General features: G+C 65.9%; 19 protein-coding genes. 16 read left to right on the top strand and 3 right to left on the bottom strand.

Annotation, left to right across the window (positions count from 1 at the left end; genetic code table 11):
- The first annotated feature begins 56 nt into the window (after positions 1-56).
- Positions 57-2,957, top strand: a complete 2,901-nt coding sequence (locus HPC46_RS23565; protein ID WP_179474433.1) for a lipocalin family protein — start codon at positions 57-59, stop codon at positions 2,955-2,957.
- Between the two features lie 38 nt (positions 2,958-2,995).
- Here HPC46_RS23565 and HPC46_RS23560 read toward each other — a convergent pair whose 3' ends face one another.
- On the bottom strand, positions 2,996-3,148 hold the full coding sequence (locus HPC46_RS23560; RefSeq protein ID WP_005143804.1) for a hypothetical protein: 153 nt from the start codon (positions 3,146-3,148) through the stop codon (positions 2,996-2,998).
- 173 nt (positions 3,149-3,321) lie between these two features.
- Between HPC46_RS23560 and rpoB the strand changes: the two genes are divergently transcribed.
- The 6 genes from rpoB to HPC46_RS23530 all read left to right on the top strand — a co-directional run bounded on the left by rpoB (position 3,322) and on the right by HPC46_RS23530 (position 14,221).
- Positions 3,322-6,819 (top strand): DNA-directed RNA polymerase subunit beta, encoded by a 3,498-nt coding sequence (rpoB, locus tag HPC46_RS23555; protein ID WP_179474431.1) that lies wholly within the window; start codon positions 3,322-3,324, stop codon positions 6,817-6,819.
- 48 nt (positions 6,820-6,867) lie between these two features.
- Positions 6,868-10,821 (top strand): DNA-directed RNA polymerase subunit beta', encoded by a 3,954-nt coding sequence (locus HPC46_RS23550; protein WP_179474429.1) that lies wholly within the window; start codon positions 6,868-6,870, stop codon positions 10,819-10,821.
- Between the two features lie 137 nt (positions 10,822-10,958).
- Positions 10,959-11,942, top strand: coding sequence for a type IV toxin-antitoxin system AbiEi family antitoxin domain-containing protein (locus HPC46_RS23545; protein ID WP_233716603.1), 984 nt, complete (start codon positions 10,959-10,961; stop codon positions 11,940-11,942).
- 1 nt (position 11,943) lies between these two features.
- On the top strand, positions 11,944-12,591 hold the full coding sequence (locus HPC46_RS23540; protein ID WP_179474427.1) for a dihydrofolate reductase family protein: 648 nt from the start codon (positions 11,944-11,946) through the stop codon (positions 12,589-12,591).
- A 41-nt stretch (positions 12,592-12,632) separates the two neighbouring features.
- Positions 12,633-13,385, top strand: coding sequence for a deoxyribonuclease IV (locus HPC46_RS23535; protein WP_179474425.1), 753 nt, complete (start codon positions 12,633-12,635; stop codon positions 13,383-13,385).
- Between the two features lie 2 nt (positions 13,386-13,387).
- Entirely contained in the window at positions 13,388-14,221 is an 834-nt protein-coding gene (locus HPC46_RS23530) for an extracellular catalytic domain type 1 short-chain-length polyhydroxyalkanoate depolymerase (RefSeq protein ID WP_179474423.1), read from the top strand.
- A 33-nt stretch (positions 14,222-14,254) separates the two neighbouring features.
- Here the strand turns inward: HPC46_RS23530 and HPC46_RS23525 are convergent, their stop codons facing one another.
- On the bottom strand, positions 14,255-14,593 hold the full coding sequence (locus HPC46_RS23525; RefSeq protein WP_179474421.1) for a cupin domain-containing protein: 339 nt from the start codon (positions 14,591-14,593) through the stop codon (positions 14,255-14,257).
- A gap of 58 nt (positions 14,594-14,651) precedes the next feature.
- Here HPC46_RS23525 and HPC46_RS23520 point away from each other — a divergent pair, with 58 nt between their 5' ends.
- From HPC46_RS23520 to HPC46_RS23505, 4 genes are read left to right on the top strand one after another with little or no spacing between them, the layout of a single operon-like run.
- Positions 14,652-16,280: an acyl-CoA dehydrogenase family protein gene (locus HPC46_RS23520; RefSeq protein ID WP_179474419.1), complete on the top strand. Its 1,629-nt coding sequence runs from the start codon at positions 14,652-14,654 to the stop codon at positions 16,278-16,280.
- Positions 16,277-17,185 carry a crotonase/enoyl-CoA hydratase family protein gene (locus HPC46_RS23515; RefSeq protein ID WP_179474417.1) on the top strand — a complete coding sequence of 303 codons (909 nt, stop codon included), beginning with the start codon at positions 16,277-16,279 and terminating at the stop codon, positions 17,183-17,185. Before HPC46_RS23520 ends, HPC46_RS23515 begins: the two co-directional genes overlap by 4 nt.
- 23 nt (positions 17,186-17,208) lie before the next feature.
- Positions 17,209-17,922, top strand: a complete 714-nt coding sequence (locus HPC46_RS23510) for a PaaX family transcriptional regulator C-terminal domain-containing protein (RefSeq protein ID WP_179474491.1) — start codon at positions 17,209-17,211, stop codon at positions 17,920-17,922.
- On the top strand, positions 17,919-18,719 hold the full coding sequence (locus HPC46_RS23505; protein WP_179474415.1) for a crotonase/enoyl-CoA hydratase family protein: 801 nt from the start codon (positions 17,919-17,921) through the stop codon (positions 18,717-18,719). Before HPC46_RS23510 ends, HPC46_RS23505 begins: the two co-directional genes overlap by 4 nt.
- Here the strand turns inward: HPC46_RS23505 and HPC46_RS23500 are convergent.
- Positions 18,716-19,114, bottom strand: a complete 399-nt coding sequence (locus tag HPC46_RS23500) for a DUF3060 domain-containing protein (protein WP_179474413.1) — start codon at positions 19,112-19,114, stop codon at positions 18,716-18,718. The genes HPC46_RS23505 and HPC46_RS23500 overlap by 4 nt on opposite strands.
- 206 nt (positions 19,115-19,320) lie before the next feature.
- Here HPC46_RS23500 and HPC46_RS23495 point away from each other — a divergent pair, with 206 nt between their 5' ends.
- The 5 genes from HPC46_RS23495 to tuf all read left to right on the top strand — a co-directional run bounded on the left by HPC46_RS23495 (position 19,321) and on the right by tuf (position 24,576).
- Positions 19,321-19,959, top strand: coding sequence for a TetR/AcrR family transcriptional regulator (locus HPC46_RS23495; RefSeq protein ID WP_179474411.1), 639 nt, complete (start codon positions 19,321-19,323; stop codon positions 19,957-19,959).
- Positions 19,960-20,278: 319 nt separating this feature from the next.
- Positions 20,279-20,653, top strand: coding sequence for a 30S ribosomal protein S12 (gene rpsL / locus HPC46_RS23490; RefSeq protein WP_005143826.1), 375 nt, complete (start codon positions 20,279-20,281; stop codon positions 20,651-20,653).
- Complete coding sequence (rpsG, locus tag HPC46_RS23485; protein ID WP_003881868.1) at positions 20,653-21,123, top strand: 30S ribosomal protein S7; 471 nt, start codon at positions 20,653-20,655, stop codon at positions 21,121-21,123. The genes rpsL and rpsG overlap by 1 nt, the downstream gene beginning before the upstream one ends.
- Positions 21,124-21,207: 84 nt before the next feature.
- Entirely contained in the window at positions 21,208-23,310 is a 2,103-nt protein-coding gene (fusA, locus tag HPC46_RS23480) for an elongation factor G (protein ID WP_179474409.1), read from the top strand.
- A gap of 75 nt (positions 23,311-23,385) precedes the next feature.
- On the top strand, positions 23,386-24,576 hold the full coding sequence (tuf, locus tag HPC46_RS23475) for an elongation factor Tu (protein WP_133694210.1): 1,191 nt from the start codon (positions 23,386-23,388) through the stop codon (positions 24,574-24,576).
- The last annotated feature ends 179 nt before the right edge of the window (positions 24,577-24,755 follow it).

The following is a 24,755-nucleotide window of genomic DNA, read 5'->3' as shown; positions in this document are numbered from 1 at the left end:
AAGGGCGTCGGCGCCGAATACTTTCCAGTCGTCAATTTGGGAGAGGCAGGTCAGCGATGACGCAACGTCAAGTCTTGTTCAGCACCGGCGCGATGGTGGTGGGGTTGGGTGCGGCACTGCTGTCCGGATCCGCTGTGGCCCATGCCGACAACAACGACAGTGGCGGTGCGAAGGCGTCGTCGAACGCGTCGTCGTCGACTGCGGGCAAGTCCACCGGCGCGAGCCGCCGGGCTGCCACGCGGTCGACGCGCTCGCCCCTCGCTGGACAGAAATCGAGCCCCGCGGCTGTCGCGACGTCCACGCCGAAGATCGTCACCGCCGGTGTCGCCACCTCCCGTCGGGCCGGGATGCGGTCGCTGGCCACGCCGCCGTCGGCACCGGCATCCGATCTGCTGGCCAGCGCGGCGCTCAGCGTGCTCGCCAACCTGGGGGCAGCCATCCCTGCCGCCACCACCACGGCGAGCGCGCCGGTGACCGCATCGACCACGTTGCCCGGGGCGCCGACCAACGGGGTGACCGGTGTGTTGGTGGGCCATTCCCGACTCGATCTTCCCGGGGCGTTCATCGGTAAGACCGTCGCCGCCGACTGGTACTTCCCCACCCAGGCCGACGGCAGCGTCGACGCCCAGGGCGTCATCTGGCTCCAGCACGGATTCGGGGCAACCAACACCTTCTACTCGGCGCTGGCCAAGGACTTGGCGCAGCAGACCAACAGCATCGTGGTGGCGCCGACCCTGTCCTCTATTCCGATCACGTTCTCGGGCGGCTGCCTCACCTGCGAGCTGACCCAGCAGGACGCGGCAGCCCTGCTCGGACCGGACCGCGCCACGCTGCTGAGCAGCGCCACCGCGGCCGGCTTCACCGGGATGGCACTCCCAGAGCGTTTCGTGCTGGCCGGCCATTCGGCAGGCGGGGGCTTTGCCATCGCCGTCGCCGACGACTACCTGGACGGTGCCGACGCCCAGTACGACCCGTCCGATCTGGTGGGTGTGCTGATGTTCGACGGGGTGTCCAACGGCGCCCTGACCGGATCGTTCGCCGGCCAGGTCGCCGACCTGGCCGCCGCGAACAAGCCGGTTTACCAGATCGCCGCGCCTGCGCAGAGCTGGAATCTGTTCGGCGCGACGACCAACGTGTTGGCCGCGACGCTGCCCGGCACGTTCATCGGCGTCGTCCTGCAGAACGGCTCGCACGTCGACTCGATGCTGGGGGTCAACCCGCTGTTCGACCTGGTACTGCAGTTGGTGACCAAGCGGGTACCCGCCGGAAACACCGCGGCGGTCTACACGCTGAGCAACGGCTGGATCAACGACATGTACGCCGGTGCGACACCCGAGGCTCCGCAGTACGGCTTCTATCCGGCCGCCAATCAGCAGATCATCATGGGACCGACCGCCGCGGTCGGCTTACCCGCGGCGGAAGCCAACCAATTGGGATTGGTCGACAAGCTCGTCAAAGGGCTGGTCGACGTGGTCGCCGGGTTCTTCGGCACCCCGCTGCCGGCGCCGGTCAACAGCGGTGACAACGGGCTGGATCCCGACAATCCCGTCGTCTCGGTCGGCAACGGTGTCACCGGAGTCCGGTTCGGGTCGTCCGTTCTGAACATCCCCTGCGGCCCGAACGGCTACGCCGCCCCTGCCAACTGGTACTTCCCGACCCAGGCCGACGGCACCGTCGCGGCCAACGGTGTGATCTGGTTGCAGCACGGGTTCCTCGGCTTCAACGACTGGTACGGAACCGCGGCTCAGCAGTTGGCCCAGGAGACCAACAGCATCGTGGTGGTGCCGGACATCTTCTGGTTCGACACCCCGCTGTGCCCGGGCTGCTACCTGGGCGGCGAAGAGATGCGCGAAGCGGTCGCCGGGATGTTCGAGGGCAGCCGTTCGGCACTGAACATCAGCGCCAACGCTGCCGGTCTCAGCGGCACGCTGCCGGAGAAGTTCCTGCTCACCGGGCATTCGGCCGGCGGCAACTTCGCCACCGCGGTCGGTGCGCTGATCACCCAGACCGATCAGGTCGACAATCTGCTCGGCGTGGTGATGTTCGACGGTGTCTCGCGCGACCCGCTGTTCACCGACTCGCTGACCGCGCTGCAGGCGGCCGGTATCCCGGACTACCAGATCGCCGCGCCGCCGCAGCGCTGGAATGCCTACGGGGTGGCGACCGAGCTGATGCAGGCCTTCTACGGCAACCAGTTCTACGGCGTGCAGATCGACAACGGCTCGCACACCGACGTCATCGCCGGCGACAACCCCTTCGGTCTGCTGGGGGAGCTGCTCAGCACGATCATCGTCAAGCCGTCGCCGCCCGGGGGCAAGACGGCGGTGCGGACGTTCGCCTCGGGCTGGATCAACGACATCTACGCGGGCAAGGGGCCCACCGATCCGGTCTACGGCATCTACGGCAGCCCCAACGACGGCACGTACGTCCCGAACCAGCCGATCGTCATGGGTCAGGCCGGGGCCGCAACGCTGCCGGCGCCGCCGCCGGTCGACGTCGCCCAGTACGCCGACGGCCAGCCCTGGTACGAGCAGGGCAGTGTGAAGCTGCCGTTCGCGTGGGGGCTGGTCAACACCAAAGCGGTGTACACCCTGAACACCGACGGCTCGGTCCGCGTCCAGAACTCCGGCAACTACATCGGGCCCAATGGCCCGGCGAGTCAGATCACCGGAACCGCCGTATCGGTCAACGCCGGCGTCAACACGCGCCTGGACGTCGCGTTCTTCAACCAGACGCCGAACGCCGCCGAGCCGGGTAACTACTGGATCCTCGACTACGACCCCGCCTATCAATGGGTGATCGTCAGCGATCCGACCGGGTTCTCCGGCTACATCCTCACCCGGGACCAGTCGATCCCCGGTGACGAGTACAGCGCGCTGGTGACCCGGGCCCGCCAACTCGGGGTGTGGGGGCCGATCACCAGGACCCGGCAGTACCCGTCGACGGTGACCGTCTGAGGTGGTCCAACCGGCAATTTTCCACACCAAACGCCGCGTTATCCCTTGACGGAAAGGCGCAAACGGGTCAGTCTGTTCTCCAGCATGTGTGCATGGGTAGTCAGATCGCCAGCCAGCGTCAGCCCGCCCGGCATCAGCTTGTTGAGGAATGCGCCGTCTTCCGCTATTGTTGGACGTTGCGCTGGCTGCATCCTGCCCACCTCAACCTGCACCTGACACCGCCGGTCCCTAAGTCTGACCTCAGACATTCCAGCTCAGAGACCTGTTTGCTGTTGTGTGCGTCTGGACGAGGCGGCCTCGAGTAGGCCAGCCGAACCGACGCAGATATCGCGACTTCTCGGATCACCTCCGGCCGTCGCATTAGGTGCTGGAAGGATGCATCTTGGCAGTCTCTAGCCAGAGCAAAACGACTACTACTTCTAACTCCGTCCCCGGAGCACCAAAACGAATTTCCTTCGCCAAGCTGCGCGAGCCGCTAGAGGTACCCGGCCTGCTCGACGTCCAAACGGAGTCGTTCGAGTGGCTGATCGGGTCGCCGCGCTGGCGCGCGATCGCTGAGGCGCGTGGCGACGTCAACCCGGTGGGTGGCCTCGAAGAGGTCCTCACCGAACTGTCGCCGATCGAGGATTTCTCGGGCTCGATGTCGCTGAGCTTCTCCGACCCGCGTTTCGACGAGGTCAAGGCTCCGGTCGACGAGTGCAAAGACAAGGACATGACGTACGCGGCCCCGCTGTTCGTCACGGCCGAGTTCATCAACAACAACACCGGCGAGATCAAGAGCCAGACGGTCTTCATGGGTGACTTCCCGATGATGACCGAGAAGGGCACCTTCATCATCAACGGCACCGAGCGTGTCGTGGTGAGCCAGCTGGTCCGCTCGCCGGGTGTGTATTTCGACGAGAGCATCGACAAGTCCACCGAGAAGACGCTGCACAGCGTCAAGGTGATCCCCGGCCGCGGTGCGTGGCTGGAGTTCGACGTCGACAAGCGCGACACCGTCGGTGTGCGCATCGACCGCAAGCGCCGCCAGCCGGTCACCGTGCTGCTGAAGGCGCTCGGCTGGACCAACGAGCAGATCCGGGAACGCTTCGGCTTCTCCGAGATCATGATGTCGACGCTGGAGAAGGACAACACCGCCGGCACCGACGAGGCGTTGCTGGACATCTACCGCAAGCTGCGTCCGGGCGAGCCGCCGACCAAGGAGTCCGCGCAGACCCTGCTGGAGAACCTGTTCTTCAAGGACAAGCGCTACGACCTGGCCCGGGTGGGCCGCTACAAGGTCAACAAGAAGCTGGGCCTCAACGCCGGCCAGCCGATCACCAGCTCGACGCTGACCGAAGAGGACATCGTCGCGACCATCGAGTACCTGGTGCGCCTGCACGAGGGCCAGACCACGATGACCGCCCCGGGTGGCGTCGAGGTTCCGGTCGAGGTCGACGATATCGATCACTTCGGCAACCGTCGTCTGCGTACCGTCGGCGAGCTGATCCAGAACCAGATCCGGGTCGGTCTGTCCCGGATGGAGCGCGTCGTCCGCGAGCGGATGACCACCCAGGACGTCGAGGCGATCACGCCGCAGACCCTGATCAACATCCGTCCCGTCGTGGCGGCGATCAAGGAGTTCTTCGGCACCAGCCAGCTGTCGCAGTTCATGGACCAGAACAACCCGCTGTCGGGTCTGACCCACAAGCGCCGCCTGTCGGCGCTGGGCCCCGGCGGTCTGTCCCGCGAGCGCGCCGGCCTCGAGGTCCGCGACGTGCACTCCAGCCACTACGGCCGGATGTGCCCGATCGAGACCCCGGAAGGTCCGAACATCGGCCTGATCGGTTCGCTCTCGGTGTACGCACGGGTCAACCCGTTCGGCTTCATCGAGACGCCCTACCGGAAGGTCGAGGGCGGTGTTGTCACCGACGACATCCACTACCTGACCGCCGACGAGGAGGACCGCCACGTCGTGGCGCAGGCCAACTCGCCGACCGACGACAATGGCCGCTTCAGCGAAGAGCGCGTCCTGGTTCGCCGTAAGGGTGGCGAGGTCGAGTTCGTCTCGGCGACCGAGGTGGACTACATGGACGTCTCGCCGCGCCAGATGGTGTCGGTCGCGACGGCGATGATCCCGTTCCTCGAGCACGACGACGCCAACCGCGCCCTGATGGGTGCCAACATGCAGCGCCAGGCGGTTCCGCTGGTGCGCAGCGAGGCACCGCTGGTGGGCACGGGCATGGAGCTGCGTGCCGCGATCGACGCCGGTGACGTCATCGTCACGGACAAGGCGGGCGTCGTCGAGGAGGTCTCGGCCGACTACATCACCGTGATGGCCGACGACGGCACCCGGCACACCTACCGGATGCGCAAGTTCGCCCGCTCCAACCACGGCACGTGCGCCAACCAGCGTCCGATCGTGGATGCCGGGCAGCGGGTCGAGTCAGGTCAGGTACTCGCCGACGGGCCGTGCACCGAAAACGGTGAGATGGCGCTGGGCAAGAACCTGCTCGTGGCCGTCATGCCGTGGGAAGGCCACAACTACGAGGACGCGATCATCCTCTCCAACCGTCTGGTTGAGGAGGACGTGCTCACCTCGATCCACATCGAAGAGCACGAGATCGATGCCCGCGACACCAAGCTGGGCGCCGAGGAGATCACCCGGGACATCCCGAACGTCTCCGATGAGGTGCTGGCCGATCTCGACGAGCGCGGCATCATCCGCATCGGCGCCGAGGTCCGTGACGGCGACATCCTGGTCGGCAAGGTCACCCCGAAGGGCGAGACCGAGCTGACCCCCGAGGAGCGCCTGCTGCGCGCCATCTTCGGTGAGAAGGCTCGCGAGGTTCGCGACACGTCGCTCAAGGTGCCGCACGGTGAGTCCGGCAAGGTCATCGGCATTCGCGTGTTCTCGCGCGAGGACGACGACGAGCTGCCCGCCGGTGTCAACGAACTGGTCCGCGTCTACGTGGCCCAGAAGCGCAAGATCTCCGACGGCGACAAGCTCGCCGGACGCCACGGCAACAAGGGCGTCATCGGCAAGATCCTGCCCGTCGAGGACATGCCGTTCCTTCCGGACGGCACCCCGGTGGACATCATCCTGAACACCCACGGTGTGCCGCGACGGATGAACATCGGCCAGATCCTGGAAACCCACCTCGGGTGGGTGGCCAAGACCGGCTGGAAGGTCGACGGAACTCCGGAGTGGGCGGCCAATCTGCCGCAGGACATGCTGGAGTCACCATCGAACTCCATCGTCTCCACGCCGGTGTTCGACGGTGCCCGCGAGGAGGAGCTGCAGGGTCTGCTGAGCTCGACGCTGCCCAACCGGGACGGAGAAGTTCTTGTCAACGGTGACGGCAAGGCCGTGCTGTACGACGGCCGCAGCGGCGAACCGTTCCCGTACCCGGTGACGGTCGGCTACATGTACATCCTGAAGCTGCACCACCTGGTGGACGACAAGATCCACGCCCGCTCGACCGGTCCGTACTCGATGATCACCCAGCAGCCGCTCGGTGGTAAGGCGCAGTTCGGTGGTCAGCGATTCGGTGAGATGGAGTGCTGGGCCATGCAGGCCTACGGCGCGGCGTACACGCTGCAGGAGCTCTTGACCATCAAGTCCGACGACACCGTCGGCCGGGTCAAGGTCTACGAGGCGATCGTCAAGGGCGAGAACATCCCCGAGCCGGGCATTCCGGAGTCGTTCAAGGTGCTGCTCAAGGAGCTGCAGTCGCTGTGCTTGAACGTTGAGGTGCTGTCTTCGGACGGCGCGGCAATCGAGATGCGTGATGGTGACGACGAGGACCTGGAGCGCGCTGCCGCGAACCTGGGAATCAACTTGTCGCGCAACGAATCTGCCTCTGTTGAAGACCTTGCGTAGATCGCTCCGATTGAATTTTTCTAGTCCCGAAAGGGGAAAGGGAGTTACGTGCTAGACGTCAACTTCTTCGATGAACTCCGAATCGGCCTTGCCACCGCTGAGGATATTCGTCAGTGGTCCTACGGCGAGGTCAAGAAGCCGGAGACCATCAACTACCGCACATTGAAGCCGGAGAAGGACGGCCTGTTCTGCGAGAAGATCTTCGGACCGACTCGCGACTGGGAGTGCTACTGCGGCAAGTACAAGCGCGTCCGCTTCAAGGGCATCATCTGCGAGCGCTGCGGCGTCGAGGTCACTCGCGCCAAGGTGCGCCGCGAGCGGATGGGCCATATCGAGCTGGCCGCGCCCGTCACGCACATCTGGTACTTCAAGGGCGTCCCGTCGCGCTTGGGCTACCTGCTTGACCTGGCGCCGAAGGATCTCGAGAAGATCATCTACTTCGCCGCCTACGTCATCACCGCGGTCGACGACGAGATGCGCCACAACGAGCTCTCCACTCTCGAAGCCGAGATGGAGGTCGAGAAGAAGGCCGTCGCCGATCAGCGTGACGCCGACCTGGAGGCCCGCGCGCAGAAGCTCGAGGCCGACCTGGCCGAGCTCGAAGCCGAGGGTGCCAAGTCCGACGTGCGCCGCAAGGTGCGCGACGGTGGCGAGCGCGAGATGCGTCAGCTGCGCGACCGGGCCCAGCGTGAGCTGGACCGGCTCGACGAGATCTGGACGACGTTCACCAAGCTGGCCGTCAAGCAGCTGATCGTCGACGAGAACCTCTACCGCGAACTGGTCGACCGCTACGGCGAGTACTTCCAGGGTTCGATGGGCGCGGAGTCGATCCAGAAGCTCATCGAGACCTTCGACATCGACGCCGAGGCCGAGAGCCTGCGCGACACCATCCGGAACGGCAAGGGGCAGAAGAAGCTTCGCGCACTCAAGCGTCTGAAGGTCGTCGCCGCGTTCCAGCAGTCGGGCAACTCGCCGATGGGCATGGTGCTCGACGCGGTGCCGGTGATCCCGCCGGAACTGCGTCCGATGGTGCAGCTCGACGGTGGCCGCTTCGCGACCTCCGACCTGAACGACCTCTACCGCCGCGTGATCAACCGCAACAACCGGTTGAAGCGACTGATCGACCTCGGTGCCCCCGAGATCATCGTCAACAACGAGAAGCGCATGCTTCAGGAGTCGGTGGACGCGCTGTTCGACAACGGCCGTCGCGGCCGTCCGGTCACCGGGCCGGGCAACCGTCCGCTCAAGTCGCTGTCCGATCTACTCAAGGGCAAGCAGGGCCGGTTCCGTCAGAACCTGCTCGGCAAGCGCGTCGACTACTCGGGCCGTTCGGTCATCGTCGTCGGTCCGCAGCTCAAGCTGCACCAGTGCGGTCTGCCGAAGCTGATGGCACTCGAGCTGTTCAAGCCGTTCGTGATGAAGCGTCTGGTCGACCTGAACCACGCGCAGAACATCAAGAGCGCCAAGCGAATGGTGGAGCGTCAGCGTCCCCAGGTGTGGGATGTCCTCGAAGAGGTCATCGCCGAGCACCCGGTGCTGCTGAACCGTGCACCTACGCTGCACCGCCTCGGCATCCAGGCCTTCGAGCCGCAGCTGGTGGAGGGCAAGGCCATCCAGCTGCACCCGCTGGTCTGTGAGGCGTTCAACGCCGACTTCGACGGTGACCAGATGGCGGTCCATCTGCCGCTGAGCGCCGAGGCGCAGGCCGAGGCCCGCATCCTCATGCTGTCGAGCAACAACATCCTGTCGCCGGCGTCGGGCAAGCCGCTGGCCATGCCGCGTCTGGACATGGTCACCGGTCTGTTCTTCCTGACCACGCTGGTTCCCGGCGAGAAGGGTGAGCACACCGCTGCGGCCAAGGATGTCGCCGAGACCGGTGTGTACAGCTCGCCGGCCGAGGCCATCATGGCGATGGATCGCGGTGCGCTGAGCGTTCGGGCTCAGATCAAGGTGCGCCTGACGCAGCTGCGTCCGCCGCACGAGGTCGAGAACGAACTGTTCGGCGAGAACGGCTGGCGCCCGGGCAATGCCTGGACCGCCGAGACCACGCTGGGCCGGGTGCTCTTCAACGAGCTTCTGCCGCAGGGGTATCCGTTCGTCAATGAGCAGATGCACAAGAAGGTCCAGGCCCGGATCATCAACGATCTGGCCGAGCGCTACCCGATGATCGTCGTCGCGCAGACCGTCGACAAGCTCAAGGACGCTGGTTTCCACTGGGCCACCCGCTCGGGTGTGACCGTCTCGATGGCCGACGTCATCGTGCCGCCCGAGAAGCAGGAGATCCTCGAGCGTTACGAGGCCGAAGCCGACGGGGTCGAGAAGAAGTACCAGCGCGGTGCGTTGAACAAGCAGGAGCGCAACGACGCCCTCGTCGAGCTCTGGAAGGAAGCCACCGAAGAGGTCGGTAAGGCGCTGCGGGCGCACTACCCGGAGGACAACCCGATCATCACGATCGTGGACTCCGGTGCGACGGGTAACTTCACCCAGACCCGAACGCTGGCCGGCATGAAGGGTCTGGTGACCAACCCGAAGGGTGAGTTCATCCCGCGCCCCATCAAGTCCTCGTTCCGTGAGGGCCTGACGGTGCTGGAGTACTTCATCAACACCCACGGTGCCCGAAAGGGCCTGGCGGACACGGCACTTCGTACCGCTGACTCGGGTTACCTGACCCGCCGTCTGGTCGACGTCAGCCAGGACGTCATCGTCCGCGAGCACGACTGCGGCACCGAGCGCGGCATCCTGGTGGATCTCGCCGAGATGCAGGGCGACGCGCTGATCCGCGATCCGCACGTCGAAACCTCGGCGTATGCCCGCACGCTGGCCGCCGATGCGGTCGACGAGAAGGGCAATGTGATCGTCGTGGCCGGACACGACCTCGGCGATCCGGCGATCGACGCTCTGCTCGAGGCCGGCATCACCTCGGTCAAGGTCCGCTCGGTGCTCACCTGCACCAGCGTCTCGGGCGTGTGCGCGATGTGCTACGGCCGCTCGATGGCCACCGGCAAGCTGGTGGACATCGGTGAGGCCGTCGGCATCGTGGCCGCGCAGTCCATCGGTGAGCCCGGCACGCAGCTGACCATGCGTACCTTCCACCAGGGTGGTGTTACCGGTGGCGCCGACATCGTCGGTGGTCTGCCCCGGGTTCAGGAGCTGTTCGAGGCGCGCGTTCCGCGGAACCGGGCCCCGATCGCCGATGTCGCCGGACGGGTGCAGTTGGAGGAGACCGAGAAGTTCTACAAGATCACCATCGTTCCCGACGACGGGAGCGAGGAGGTCGTGTACGACAAGCTCTCCAAGCGTCAGCGCTTGAAGGTGTTCAAGCACGACGACGGCAGCGAGCGGTTGCTTGTCAACGGTGACCACGTCGAAGTGGGCCAGCAGCTCATGGAGGGCTCGGCCGACCCGCACGAGGTGCTCCGTGTCGAGGGCCCGCGCAAGGTGCAGATCCACCTCGTCAAAGAGGTGCAGGAGGTGTACCGCGCGCAGGGTGTGTCGATCCACGACAAGCACATCGAGGTCATCGTTCGGCAGATGCTGCGTCGCGTCACGATCATCGACTCGGGCTCGACGGAGTTCCTGCCCGGCTCGCTGACCGAGCGTGCGGAGTTCGAGAACGAGAACCGTCGGGTCGTTGCCGAGGGTGGCGAGCCCGCGGCCGGCCGTCCGGTGCTGATGGGTATCACCAAGGCGTCGCTGGCCACCGATTCGTGGCTGTCGGCGGCGTCGTTCCAGGAGACCACTCGCGTGCTGACCGATGCGGCGATCAACTGCCGCAGCGACAAGCTGCAGGGTCTCAAGGAGAACGTGATCATCGGCAAGCTGATCCCGGCCGGTACCGGTATCAACCGCTACCGCAACATCCAGGTGCAGCCGACCGAAGAGGCTCGGGCCGCGGCGTACACGATCCCGTCCTACGAGGATCAGTACTACAGCCCGGACTTCGGCCAGGCCACCGGTGCCGCGGTGCCGCTGGACGATTACGGCTACAGCGACTACCGGTAACCTTCTCTGCGCGAGCAGACGCGAAACCCCCCAAAACCGCCAGGTTTTGGGGGGTTTCGCGTCTCTTCGCCGGGGCTGCCCACAGCAAGCCCCGGCGTGACTACCGCCGTACGCCAATCGCGGCGAGCATACGGCGCATGTCCTCGGCCGACTTCCAGGCGCTCGTAGCCGCCAACGGCGGAGTCGCGACCACGCCGCAGCTCCTCGAGGTCATGTCTGCGAAAGCTCTCGAAGTTGCTGTGCAACGCGGCAGGCTGGTTCGCATCCGTCGGGGTGTGTACGCGGCGGGTCTGCCCGATGTTGCCAGTCAGCTCGCCGCGCTGGACGCGACCTCCGGCACGCGCATCGTAGCTTGCATGAACACCGCTGCCCAGGTGTACGGGTTCGACATCGAGCCCGATGAGCGACTACACGTTCTTGATCCCGGCATACGTATCCGGCCGTCGGGGAACGTCATGGTGCACCAACGGCTCGGTGCCCCGTTGACGGTCGTAGCCGGCCGCTTGTTCACCGCGCCGGCCTGGACCGCCATCGAGATCGCCAGGACGCTGCGCCGACCCCGTGCGCTCGCAGTACTCGACGCCGCACTCCATACCGGAGCGTGCACGGCGGCCGACCTACAGGCCGCGATCATCGAGCAAAAGGGTCGACGCGGAATCGTCACGGTCCGGGAACTCATGGCACTCGCTGACGGACGGGCCGAGTCGCCGATGGAGAGCGAAGCGCGGCTGGTGTTCATCGACGGAGGACTCGCGCCGCTCGTGCTGCAGCATGAGATCGTCGACCGTTGCGCCGATGTGTGGCGGGTCGACTTCGCTTGGCCGGAGGCGCGGGTTGCGGCCGAGTACGACAGCATGGAGTGGCATGCCAATCCGACAGCGTGGAAGCGCGACCGCATCAAGTCCAGCCGGCTGCACGAGTGCGGATGGGATCTGGTGCGCTTCGTGGTCGACGATGTGCGCCGGTACCCCGCAGACCTGGTCGACCGGATCGGCGGGCGGATCGACTCTTCTCACTGGCCGAGCAGACGTGAAACCCCCCATTTCGTTCGGAATATGGGGGGTTTCACGTCTGCTCGCGGAAGGAGCGATGAGTTTCGTGGGCCATCGGGGTCTAACTGACATGGCACAACTGCTCAGAGTCCACAACTTCATGCTGTCGCGGGACGGATTCGGCGCGGGGCTCAACCAGTGCTTCGAGCGGCCGTTCGGCGACGCCGACCAACCGGCGCTGTTCGCCTGGGTCGGCGCGACGGCGAGTTGGGTGGGCCGCAGGGAGCCGGGCGGAACGCGCGGCCTTGACGACTATTTCACCCGGGACTTCACCAACAACATCGGCGCGGAAATCATGGGCCGCAACAAGTTCAGCCCGTACCGCGGCCCCTGGCAGGACCATCCCGAGTGGCAGGGCTGGTGGGGTGAGCAGCCGCCTTTCCACACTCCGGTGTTCGTCATGACGCACCATGAGCGCCCGTCGCTGACGCTGTCGGACACGACGTTTCACTTCGTGTCCGGTGAGCCGGCGGATGTCCTGAACCAGGCGAAGGCGGCCGCGGACGGCAAGGATGTCCGGCTCGGCGGCGGTGCGAGTACCGTCCGGGAGTTCCTCGACGCGGGCCTCGTCGACACTTTGCATGTGGCGGTCGCCGACGTGGAGATCGGTGCGGGTTCGCGGCTGTGGGAGTCACCCGACGAACTCGACGACCGGTTCCATCACGAGGTGGTGCCCAGTCCGAGCGGCGTCACTCACCATCTGTTCTGGCGGCGATGACGGCCGTGCGCGTGGTCGGTGGCCGCGCATAGACTCGATCCGTGCTGATCGGTTCCCATGTGCATGGCGACGACCCGCTGGCAGCCGCGGCTGCCGACGGCGCCGAGGTGGCGCAGTTCTTCCTCGGTAACCCGCAGAGCTGGAAGAAGCCCAAGCCCCGCGAGGACGCCGCGAGCCTGAAGGCGTCGGCCATCCCGCTGTATGTACACGCGCCGTACCTGATCAACGTGGCCTCGGCCAACAACCGCGTGCGCATCCCGTCGCGCAAGATCCTGCAGGACACCTGCGACGCCGCCGCCGAGATCGACGCCACCGCGGTGATCGTGCATGGGGGTCACGCCGACGACAACGATATGGAGGCCGGTTTCGAACGCTGGGTGAAGGCCCTGGCGGCGCTCGAGACGGATATGCCGGTCTATCTGGAGAACACCGCGGGCGGTGACCACGCCATGGCGCGTCATTTCGACACCATCGCCCGGCTCTGGGAGCGTATCGCCGACACCGGCATCGGGTTCTGCCTGGACACCTGCCACGCGTGGGCGGCCGGCGAAGAGCTGATCGACGCGGTCGAGCGGATCAAGGGGATCACCGGACGCATCGACCTGGTGCACTGCAACGACTCGCGGGACGCCAAGGGTTCCGGCGCCGACCGGCACGCGAATTTCGGTACCGGACAGATCGATCCGCAGCTTCTGGTCGCGGTCGTGGAGGCCGCTGATGCGCCGGTGATCTGCGAGACCGCCGACGAAGGCCGCAAGGACGACATCGCCTTCCTCCGCGAACACGTGAGCTAGTCATGTGGGTCCGCCGTGTCGCGCTGCTGATGGCACTGCTGTTGGTGTCGGCCTGCGCGCCGTCGGCTGCGGTGACGTCCCAGTTCACCGCCGGCGCCAGTGTGCATGCGATCACGGTCGGGGGCATCGACCGTGTGTATCGGCTCTACCTCCCCAAGGGCTTGTCGCCGGCGGCATCGCTGGTCGTGATGCTGCACGGCTGGACCGGTAGTGCCGCGCAGGCCGAACGACAGTACGGCTGGAACGATCTCGCCGACTCCGCCAAGTTTGTGGTCGCCTACCCCGATGGAGTGGGCGAGTCGTGGAATTCCGGTGGCTGCTGCGGTCGCGCGGGTGACGAGGGTGTCGACGACGTCGGCTTCATCACCGCCGCGGTCCGCGACATCGCCGACAACGTGGGCATCGACCCCGCCCGCATCTACGCCGCCGGAATCAGCAACGGCGGCATGATGGCCTATAAATTAGCTTGCAACAGTGCGGTTTTCGCCGCTATCGGGCCGGATGCGGCGACCCAACTGGAGGCATGTACGTCGCCGCGGCCGACGTCGGTGCTGCACATCCACGGCACCGACGACCGGCTGATTCGCTACGACGGCGAGCCGGGGACCGCCGTCCATGTCAAGACGCCTACTCCGCCTGAGGTCAACGCGTTTTGGCGCAACGTCGATCAATGCCAGCCGCCGGCGACCACGGTCGACGGGGATCTGACGACCTCCGTGGCGAACTGTCCGAGCGGGCGCAGCGTCGAGTTGATCACCGTGGCCGGCGGCGGGCACGACTGGCCGTCGTTCGCCACGCAGAGGATGTGGGACTTCTTCGCCGCCCACCCCGGTTAGCTTCCCCGGGCCGCTTCGCCCCTGCCCGCCGGTTTAGGTCAGATAGACCTTCCGCAGCGTCTCGGTCACCGTCCACACCGTCCTGGTGCCCTTCGTCAGGCGCACCACGTCGCCGGCGCTGAGTGTGAGCGGCGGACCCCCGTCCTCGAAGCCGACGGTGGCCGCGCCGGAGAGCACCACGAATACTTCCTCGGCCTCGACGTCGCGCATCACGCCGGGCGTCATCTCCCACACCCCGATTTCGAGCCCGCCGAACTGTCCGAGTTCGGCTGTCCCGGTGTGGGGCTCGCCGCCAAGGGACTGGTCGGCAGGCACCGCTTCGTGTTCGAGCCACTGGGTTGCGGCGTGGACGACAGAGTTCGGCTTCACCACTCCAGCGTGCCATATTACGCATCTTGTGCGACCGTCGGAAAAATGTAACAGTGGTGGGATGTCGGATACGCATGTCGTCACCAACCAGGTTCCCCCGCTGCTGGATCACAACCCGGCGGACTCACCGGTCCTGATCGAGGCCCTGATCCGGGAGGGCGGCCGATGGGGTGTCGAAGAGGTCACCGAGCTCGGTGCGCTCTCCGGCAGCGCACAGGCCCAGCGCTGGGGAGAGCTGGCCGACCGCAACCAGCCGATCCTGCACACCCACGACCGGTACGGCCATCGCGTCGACGAGATCGAGTACGACCCCGCCTACCACGAGCTGATGCGCACGGCCATTGCCCACGGCATGCATGCCGCACCGTGGGCCGACGACCGCCCGGGTGCGCACGTGGTGCGCGCGGCCAAGATGGGGGTGTGGACTCCCGAGCCGGGTCACATCTGTCCGATCTCGATGACGTACGCCGTCGTGCCCGCACTGCGCCACAACCCCGACCTCGCAGCGGTGTACGAGCCGCTGCTGACCAGCCGCGAATACGACCCCGAACTGAAGGTGCCCGCCACCAAGGTCGGCATCACCGCGGGCATGTCGATGACCGAGAAGCAGGGCGGCTCCGACGTGCGGGCCGGTACCACCCAGGCCGTGCCCAACGGTGACGGCAGCTACACCCTCACCGGGCACAAGTGGTTCACCTCCGCGGCGATGAGCGACATCTTTCTGGTGCTGGCACAGGCGCCCGGCGGCCTGAGCTGTTTCATGCTGCCGCGTGTACTGCCCGACGGCACCCGCAACCGAATGTTCTTGCAGCGCTTGAAGGACAAGCTGGGCAATCACGCCAATGCCTCGTCCGAGGTCGAGTACGACGGTGCGGTCGCGTGGCTGGTCGGCGAGGAAGGCCGCGGGGTGCCGACCATCATCGAGATGGTCAACCTCACCCGGCTGGACTGCACGCTGGGCAGCGCCACCAGTATGCGCAGCGGGCTGACCCGCGCCGTGCACCACGCCCAGCACCGAAAGGCGTTCGGCGCCTATCTGATCGACCAGCCGCTGATGCGCAACGTGCTGGCCGATCTCGCCGTCGAAGCCGAAGCCGCCACCATCATCGCGATGCGGATGGCCGGTGCCACCGACGCCGCCGTCCGCGGTGACGAACGAGAGACACTGCTGCGCCGGATCGGCCTGGCTGCCGCTAAGTACTGGGTGTGCAAGCGGGCCACTCCGCACGCCGGCGAGGCGATGGAATGCCTGGGTGGCAACGGCTATGCCGAGGAATCCGGCATGCCACGGCTCTACCGCGAGGCGCCGCTGATGGGAATCTGGGAAGGGTCGGGCAACGTCAGCGCGCTGGACACGTTGCGCGCCATGGCAACCCGTCCCGAATGCGTCGACGTATTGTTCGACGAACTCGCCACCAGCGCGGGCCAGGACGTCCGGCTGGATACCCACGTCGCCGAATTGCGGGCCGAGTTGGGCAATTTCGACGCGATCGAATACCGGGCGCGCAAGATCACCGAAGACATCGCGCTGGCGCTGCAGGGCTCGCTGCTGGTCCGCTACGGCCATCCCGCGGTCGCCGAGGCGTTCCTGGCCACCCGGATGGGCGGCAACTGGGGCGGCGCGTTCGGCACGCTGCCCGACGGACTCGACTTGGCGCCGATCCTCGAGCGCTGCCTGGTGAAGGGATGACCGAACTCAAGACGATGACCTACGAGGTCACCGATCGAGTCGCCCGCATCACCTTCAACCGCCCCGAGAAGGGCAACGCCATCGTCGCCGACACGCCGCTGGAGTTGGCGGCGCTGGTCGAGCGGGCCGACCTGGATCCCAACGTCCATGTGATCTTGGTGTCGGGTCGAGGCGAGGGCTTCTGCGCCGGTTTCGACCTCGGTGCCTACGCCGACGGCTCGTCCTCCGCCGGCGGCGGCAACCGCCAGGGAACCGTTCTGGACGGCAAGACGCAGGCGGTCAACCATCGACCGGATCAGCCGTGGGATCCGATGATCGATTACCAGATGATGAGCCGGTTCGTGCGTGGCTTCGCCAGCTTGATGCACGCCGACAAGCCGACCGTGGTCAAGATCCACGGCTACTGCGTGGCCGGCGGCACCGACATCGCACTGCACGCCGACCAGGTGATAGCCGCGGCCGACGCCAAGATCGGCTATCCGCCGACGCGGGTGTGGGGAGTGCCCGCCGCCGGGCTGTGGGCCCATCGCCTCGGCGATCAGCGCGCCAAACGCCTTCTGCTGACCGGGGATTGCATCACCGGGGCGCAGGCCGCCGAGTGGGGCCTGGCGATCGAGGCGCCGGATGCGGCCGACCTCGACGAGCGCACGGAGCGGCTCGTCGAGCGCATCGCGGCCGTGCCGGTGAATCAATTGATCATGGTCAAGCTGGCGATGAACGCCGCGCTGTACCAGCAGGGCGTTGCGACCAGCCGGATGATCAGCACGGTGTTCGACGGTATCGCCCGGCACACCCCGGAGGGGCACGCGTTCGTGGCCGACGCTCGCGCGCACGGGTTCCGGGAGGCGGTGCGCCACCGCGACGAACCGTTCGGTGACCACGGGCGTCGCGCGTCGGGAGTGTGAACGTGCCGCAATCACTGTCGAAGATGACCGCCCGGTCGGTGGTGCTCAGCGTCCTGCTCGGTGCCCATCCGGCGTGGGCCACATCGGCGGAATTATTGCGGCTGACATCGGATTTCGGTATCCGCGAGCAGACCCTGCGAGTGGCGCTGACCAGGATGGTCGCGGCCGGTGACCTGGTGCGCTCCGACGACGGCTACCGATTGTCCGACCGGCTGCTGCACCGCCAGCGCCGCCAGGACGATGCGCTCTACCCGCGAACCCGCGACTGGGACCGCAATTGGATCACCTTGGTCATCACCGCGGTCGGCATGGATGCGCGCGCGCGGGCGGCGCTACGAAATACCCTGCAGTCCAAGCGTTTCGGTGAACTCAGGGAAGGCGTCTGGCTGCGCCCGGACAATTTCGACGATGAACTGCCCGCCGAAATCGTCGAGCGGGTCCGAGTGCTGCACTCCCGCGACGACGACCCGGTCGAGTTGACCCGGCGGTTGTGGGACCTGCCCGGCTGGGCGGACGTCGGCCATCGGCTGCTGGCTGACATGGCCGCCGCACGTGACGTGCCGGGCCGATTCCGTGCGGCCGCAGGCATTGTGCGGCATCTGCTCACCGACCCGGTCCTGCCGAAGGAGATGCTGCCCGCGCACTGGCCGGGTGTCGAACTTCGCACGACCTATACAGACTTCGCCGCCGAACTGGGTGCGCGGCGAGACGAGGGACGACTGGTGGAGGCGAAATGAGCGATCCGGAGGGCAGGAGCGGAGCGACCCGGGAGAGGGAATCAGTGCGCGTCGAGAAGAACGGGCCTGTCACGACGGTGATCCTCGACCGCCCACACGCGCGCAACGCTGTCGACGGCCCGACGGCGATGGCCTTGTTCAACGCCTTCGAGGAGTTCGACAACGACGAGTCGGCCTCGGTGGCCGTGCTCTGGGGCGACAACGGAACCTTCTGTGCCGGAGCTGATCTCAAGGCGATCGGCACGCCCGACACGAACCCGTTGCACAGGGATGGCCCCGGGCCGATGGGGTCCAGCCGCATGGTGTTGTCCAAGCCGGTGATCGCCGCGGTCAGCGGGTACGCCGTCGCCGGCGGCATCGAGCTGGCGCTGTGGTGCGATCTGCGGGTCGCCGAAGAGGACGCCGTGTTCGGGGTGTTCTGCCGGCGCTGGGGCGTTCCCCTGATCGACGGCGGCACGGTGCGACTGCCCCGGCTGATCGGGCACAGCCGCGCGATGGATCTGATCCTGACCGGCCGGGCCGTCGACGCACCGGAGGCGTTGGCCATCGGCCTGGCCAACCGGGTCGTACCCAAGGGGCAGGCGCGTCAGGCCGCCGAGGAACTCGCTGCCGAACTGGCTCTACTGCCGCAACTCTGTCTGCGTTCGGATCGAATGTCCGCGCTCAACCAATGGGGGCAGTCCGAAGCCGAGGCCATGGGCTTCGAGTTCGGCAGCTTGTCCCGGGTGGCCGCCGAATCACTGGCCGGGGCACAGCGATTCGCGCAGGGTGCCGGCAGGCACGGGGAGAAGGCTTAGGCCTTGTTGAGGGTGTTCCCCGAGCCGAGGTTGTTGACCTTGGGCTCGCCCTTGTAGGTGACGGTGTTGTTGAGGCCGACGACGGAGAGTTCCTTGTCGATCTTGTCGAAGGTGATCTTGTTGTCCGCACCGCCGATGTTCACCGACGCGCAGGAGCCCTTCACCGTCAAGGTGTTGTTCGAGCCGCCGACGTTGAGTGACTTGCCGTCGGCGCAGTCGATCTCGGCGGTGGTGCCGAATGAGCCGTAGTTGATGGTGTTGCCCACTTCCACCTGAGCACCCGATTTTCCGGCCGTGGCCGTCGGGGACTCGGTGTCCTTACTGGTGGATCCGCAGCCAGCCAGGGCGATGACGGCGAGCACGCCGATGCCGGCGATCAGGGTGGGGGAGTGCATCAGATACATCCTTCGAGGTCCTGCACCGGAACGCGATCGATCCGGTTCGTTGACGACGTTATCCGCGATCACCGTGTTCGACGACCCTTAGGTGGTCCCAGCTCACCGACGGGCGCTCTATTCCACCCCAACCCGAGCTGGAGCCTACGTCCGTGCCGGTCGGTCAACTAGAGTTCCTCGTCGATCCACCATTGAAGGGCCTTGTCATGACATCTTCGCCGGAATCGGACTCCGCGGGCGGTCGGCCGCGCTCCGGCAACCGGTCGTCGGCGAGGTCCGCGAAACTCAGCCGTGAGGTCATCGTCAATGCGGCGCTGACCTTCCTGGACCGGGAGGGGTGGGACGGACTGACGATCAATGCCCTGGCCACCCAGCTGGGCACCAAGGGGCCGTCGCTCTACAACCACGTGCACAGCTTGGAAGACCTGCGCAGGACCGTCCGCATGCACGTCATCGATGACATCCTGCGGATGCTGTCCGCCGCCGGGCAGGGCCGCACCCGCGACGACGCGGTGACGGCGATGGCCAGCGCGTACCGCAGCTACGCCCATCACCATCCCGGCCGCTATTCGGCCTTCACCCGGATGCCCTTGGGTGGTGACGATCCCGAGTTCACCGCCGCCTCGCACGCCGCTGCGGCGCCGGTCATCGAGGTGCTGGCCTCTTACGGCCTGGACGGTGACGACGCGTTCTATGCCTCGCTGGAGTTCTGGGCGGCGATACACGGGTTCGTGCTTCTGGAGATGACCGGCGTCATGGATATGGTCGACACCGACGCTGTGTTCTCCGACATGGTGCTGCGGCTGGCCGCCGGTATGGCGCGACGCAGCGATCCACGCGGCTGAGCCTGCTGCCGAGCACCTAAGAACCGGGCTGCGCGGAACCGACGCCGACATTCACGCGTTGACCTGCAGTAAGGCGCCGGACACCGAGTTTGGAGGGGCGTGCCGCGCCTGGTATCGTAGAAGCTCGTGCCTGGCCAATAGGGGCGCAAGCAGGAACGCATGCGCGCACGCCGGGCCAATTCGCATGTCCAGTATGCATCGGATTTTGCCGGTGCGCAGTGTGTGCGACACGCCCGGCAGCGGGGTACGCGGCGGGGCTAAAACAGCAGTACAGAGACTTGAGAACCGCCGAAAGACGAACGAGAGAAGAAAGCCGGTAATGCCAACCATTCAGCAGCTGGTCCGCAAGGGTCGCACCGACAAGGTCGCGAAGGTGAAGACCGCGGCCCTCAAGGGGAGCCCGCAGCGCCGAGGCGTGTGCACCCGCGTGTACACGACCACCCCGAAGAAGCCGAACTCGGCACTTCGCAAGGTCGCGCGCGTGAAGCTGACATCCGGCGTGGAAGTCACCGCCTACATCCCCGGTGAGGGTCACAACCTGCAGGAGCACTCGATGGTGCTGGTGCGCGGTGGTCGTGTGAAGGACCTCCCGGGTGTGCGCTACAAGATCATCCGTGGCTCGCTGGACACCCAGGGCGTCAAGAACCGCAAGCAGGCCCGCAGCCGTTACGGCGCGAAGAAGGAGAAGAGCTGATGCCGCGCAAGGGTCCCGCTCCCAAGCGTCCTCTCGTCAACGACCCGGTCTACGGGTCGCAGCTGGTCACCCAACTGGTCAACAAAGTGCTGCTGGACGGGAAGAAATCGCTGGCGGAACGCATTGTTTACGGTGCGCTCGAACAGGCTCGCGACAAGACCGGCACTGATCCGGTCGTCACCCTGAAGCGCGCTCTCGACAACGTCAAGCCCGCCCTGGAGGTGCGCAGCCGTCGTGTCGGTGGCGCCACCTATCAGGTGCCCGTCGAGGTGCGCCCCGATCGCTCGACCACGCTGGCCCTGCGCTGGCTGGTCAGCTTCTCCAAGGCGCGCCGCGAGAAGACCATGATCGAGCGCCTGGCCAACGAGATCCTCGACGCCAGCAATGGCCTGGGTGCCGCCGTCAAGCGACGTGAAGACACCCACAAGATGGCCGAGGCGAACCGGGCCTTCGCGCACTACCGCTGGTGATCACGCCGCCGGCGTCCGCAGTGTTGCGGATGCTCGGCGCACCGAATACACCGAACTGAGAACCGAAAGAGTGGGAATTTAGCCGTGGCACAGGACGTGCTGACCGACCTGAACAAGGTCCGCAACATCGGCATCATGGCGCACATCGATGCCGGCAAGACGACGACGACCGAGCGCATCCTCTTCTACACCGGTATCTCGTACAAGATCGGTGAGGTGCACGACGGTGCCGCCACGATGGACTGGATGGAGCAGGAGCAGGAGCGGGGTATCACCATCACCTCGGCCGCTACCACCTGCTTCTGGAACGACAACCAGATCAACATCATCGACACCCCGGGCCACGTCGACTTCACCGTCGAGGTGGAGCGTTCGCTGCGCGTGCTCGACGGTGCCGTAGCCGTCTTCGACGGCAAGGAAGGTGTCGAGCCGCAGTCCGAGCAGGTCTGGCGTCAGGCCGACAAGTACGACGTACCGCGCATCTGCTTCGTCAACAAGATGGACAAGCTGGGTGCCGACTTCTACTTCTCGGTGCAGACCATGAAGGACCGCCTCGGTGCGAACGTGGTCCCGATCCAGTTGCCGATCGGCTCCGAAGGTGACTTCGAGGGCGTCGTCGACCTGGTCGAGATGAAGGCCAAGGTGTGGCGCGGCGAGACGAAGCTCGGCGAGAAGTACGACGTCGTTGACATCCCGGCCGAGCTGCAGGAGAAGGCCGAGGAGTATCGCACCGCGATGATCGAGGCCGTCGCCGAAGCCGATGACGACCTCATGGAGAAGTACCTGGGCGGCGAAGAGCTCACCGTCGAGGAGATCAAGGCCGGCCTGCGCAAGTTGACCGTCACCAGCGCCGGCTACCCGGTGTTGTGCGGTTCGGCGTTCAAGAACAAGGGCGTGCAGCCCATGCTCGACGCGGTCATCGACTACCTCCCCACCCCGCTGGACGTCGCGGCCGCCGAAGGTCACGTCCCGGGCAAGGAAGACGAGATCATCTCGCGCAAGCCGTCGGCCGACGAGCCGTTCGCGGGACTGGCCTTCAAGGTCGCCACGCACCCGTTCTTCGGCAAGCTGACCTACGTCCGGGTGTACTCGGGCAAGGTCGACTCCGGTGCGCAGGTCATCAACTCGACCAAGGGCAAGAAGGAGCGGCTGGGCAAGCTGTTCCAGATGCACTCCAACAAGGAGAACCCGGTCGAGTCGGCGTCCGCAGGCCACATCTACGCGGTGATCGGCCTCAAGGACACCACCACCGGCGACACCTTGAGCGATCCGAACCACCAGATCGTTCTCGAGTCGATGACGTTCCCCGATCCGGTTATCGAGGTCGCCATCGAGCCCAAGACCAAGAGTGACCAGGAGAAGCTGAGCCTCTCGATCCAGAAGCTCGCCGAAGAGGATCCCACCTTCAAGGTGCACTTGGACCAGGAGACCGGCCAGACCGTCATCGGCGGTATGGGCGAGCTGCATCTGGACATCCTGGTGGACCGCATGCGCCGCGAGTTCAAGGTCGAGGCCAACGTCGGTAAGCCGCAGGTCGCCTACAAGGAGACCATCAAGCGGGCCGCCACCAACGTCGAGTTCACGCACAAGAAGCAGACCGGCGGTTCGGGCCAGTTCGCGAAGGTCCTCATCAACCTCGAGCCGTTCGTCGGCGAGGACGGTGCGACCTACGAGTTCGAGAACAAGGTCACCGGTGGCCGCATCCCGCGCGAGTACATCCCGTCGGTGGACGCCGGTGCCCAAGACGCCATGCAGTACGGCGTGCTGGCCGGCTACCCGCTGGTGAACGTGAAGGTCGTCCTCCTCGACGGCGCCTACCACGACGTCGACTCGTCGGAAATGGCCTTCAAGATCGCCGGCTCCCAGGTGCTGAAGAAGGCTGCCGCGATGGCGCAGCCCGTCATCCTGGAACCGATCATGGCCGTCGAGGTCACCACACCCGAGGACTACATGGGTGACGTGATCGGCGACCTGAACTCCCGCCGTGGTCAGATCCAGGCCATGGAGGAGCGCAGCGGTGCGCGCGTCGTCAAGGCGCAGGTTCCGCTGTCGGAGATGTTCGGCTATGTCGGCGACCTTCGGTCGAAGACGCAGGGCCGGGCTAACTACTCCATGGTGTTCGACTCGTACGCCGAAGTTCCGGCGAACGTGTCGAAGGAGATCATCGCGAAGGCGACGGGCCAGTAATCCGTCGCTCTCGCAACACAACTGAACACATCAACACTGCTTAGCAAGCACCAACAAGTCCAGGAGGACACAGAAGTGGCGAAGGCGAAGTTCGAGCGGACGAAGCCGCACGTCAACATCGGGACCATCGGTCACGTTGACCACGGCAAGACCACGCTGACTGCAGCAATCACCAAGGTTCTGCACGACAAGTACCCGACGCTGAACGAATCGCGCGCATTCGACCAGATCGACAATGCGCCCGAGGAGCGTCAGCGCGGTATCACCATCAACATCTCCCACGTGGAGTACCAGACCGAGAAGCGTCACTACGCACACGTCGACGCCCCCGGCCACGCTGACTACATCAAGAACATGATCACCGGTGCCGCCCAGATGGACGGCGCGATCCTGGTGGTCGCCGCCACGGACGGTCCGATGCCGCAGACCCGCGAGCACGTGCTGCTGGCCCGCCAGGTCGGCGTCCCCTACATCTTGGTGGCGCTGAACAAGGCCGACATGGTCGACGACGAGGAGCTCCTCGAGCTCGTCGAGATGGAGGTCCGCGAACTGCTGGCCGCCCAGGAGTTCGACGAGGAAGCCCCGGTCATCAAGGTGTCCGCGCTGAAGGCACTCGAGGGTGACCCGACCTGGGTCAAGTCCGTCGAGGACCTGATGGACGCCGTCGACGAGTCGATCCCGGATCCGGTCCGCGAGACCGACAAGCCGTTCCTGATGCCCGTCGAGGACGTCTTCACGATCACCGGCCGCGGCACCGTGGTGACCGGTCGTGTCGAGCGCGGCATCATCAACGTGAACGAGGAAGTCGAGATCGTCGGCATCCGCCCCACCACCACCAAGACCACGGTCACCGGTGTGGAGATGTTCCGCAAGCTGCTCGATCAGGGCCAGGCCGGTGACAACGTCGGTCTGCTGGTTCGTGGCGTCAAGCGTGAGGATGTCGAGCGCGGCCAGGTCGTCGTGAAGCCCGGCACCACCACCCCGCACACCGAGTTCGAGGGCAGCGTCTACATCCTGTCCAAGGACGAGGGCGGTCGCCACACGCCGTTCTTCAACAACTACCGTCCGCAGTTCTACTTCCGTACCACGGACGTGACCGGCGTCGTGACCCTCCCCGAGGGCACCGAGATGGTGATGCCCGGTGACAACACCGACATCTCCGTCAAGCTGATCCAGCCCGTCGCCATGGACGAGGGCCTGCGCTTCGCGATCCGCGAAGGCGGCCGTACCGTCGGCGCCGGCCGGGTTACCAAGATCATCAAGTGATCTGAACTAGTACCGCGGAAGCGGCGCTCACCTTTGCGGTGGGCGCCGCTTTTCGTTGTACGCCCAGCATGGGCATTCGCTTGGAGGTGTGAGTCCTCTGGAGGTGAAGGTGGTTTAACTCCGAGTCGATGGCAACTGCGTCACTGTGAGGTGGGGTGGGAAGGAAGCCGGAGACGAAG

Origin of the sequence: Mycolicibacterium vinylchloridicum, from assembly GCF_013404075.1 — a bacterium.
GTDB lineage: Bacteria > Actinomycetota > Actinomycetes > Mycobacteriales > Mycobacteriaceae > Mycobacterium > Mycobacterium vinylchloridicum.
This window is presented reverse-complemented; position numbering and strand designations above follow the sequence as displayed.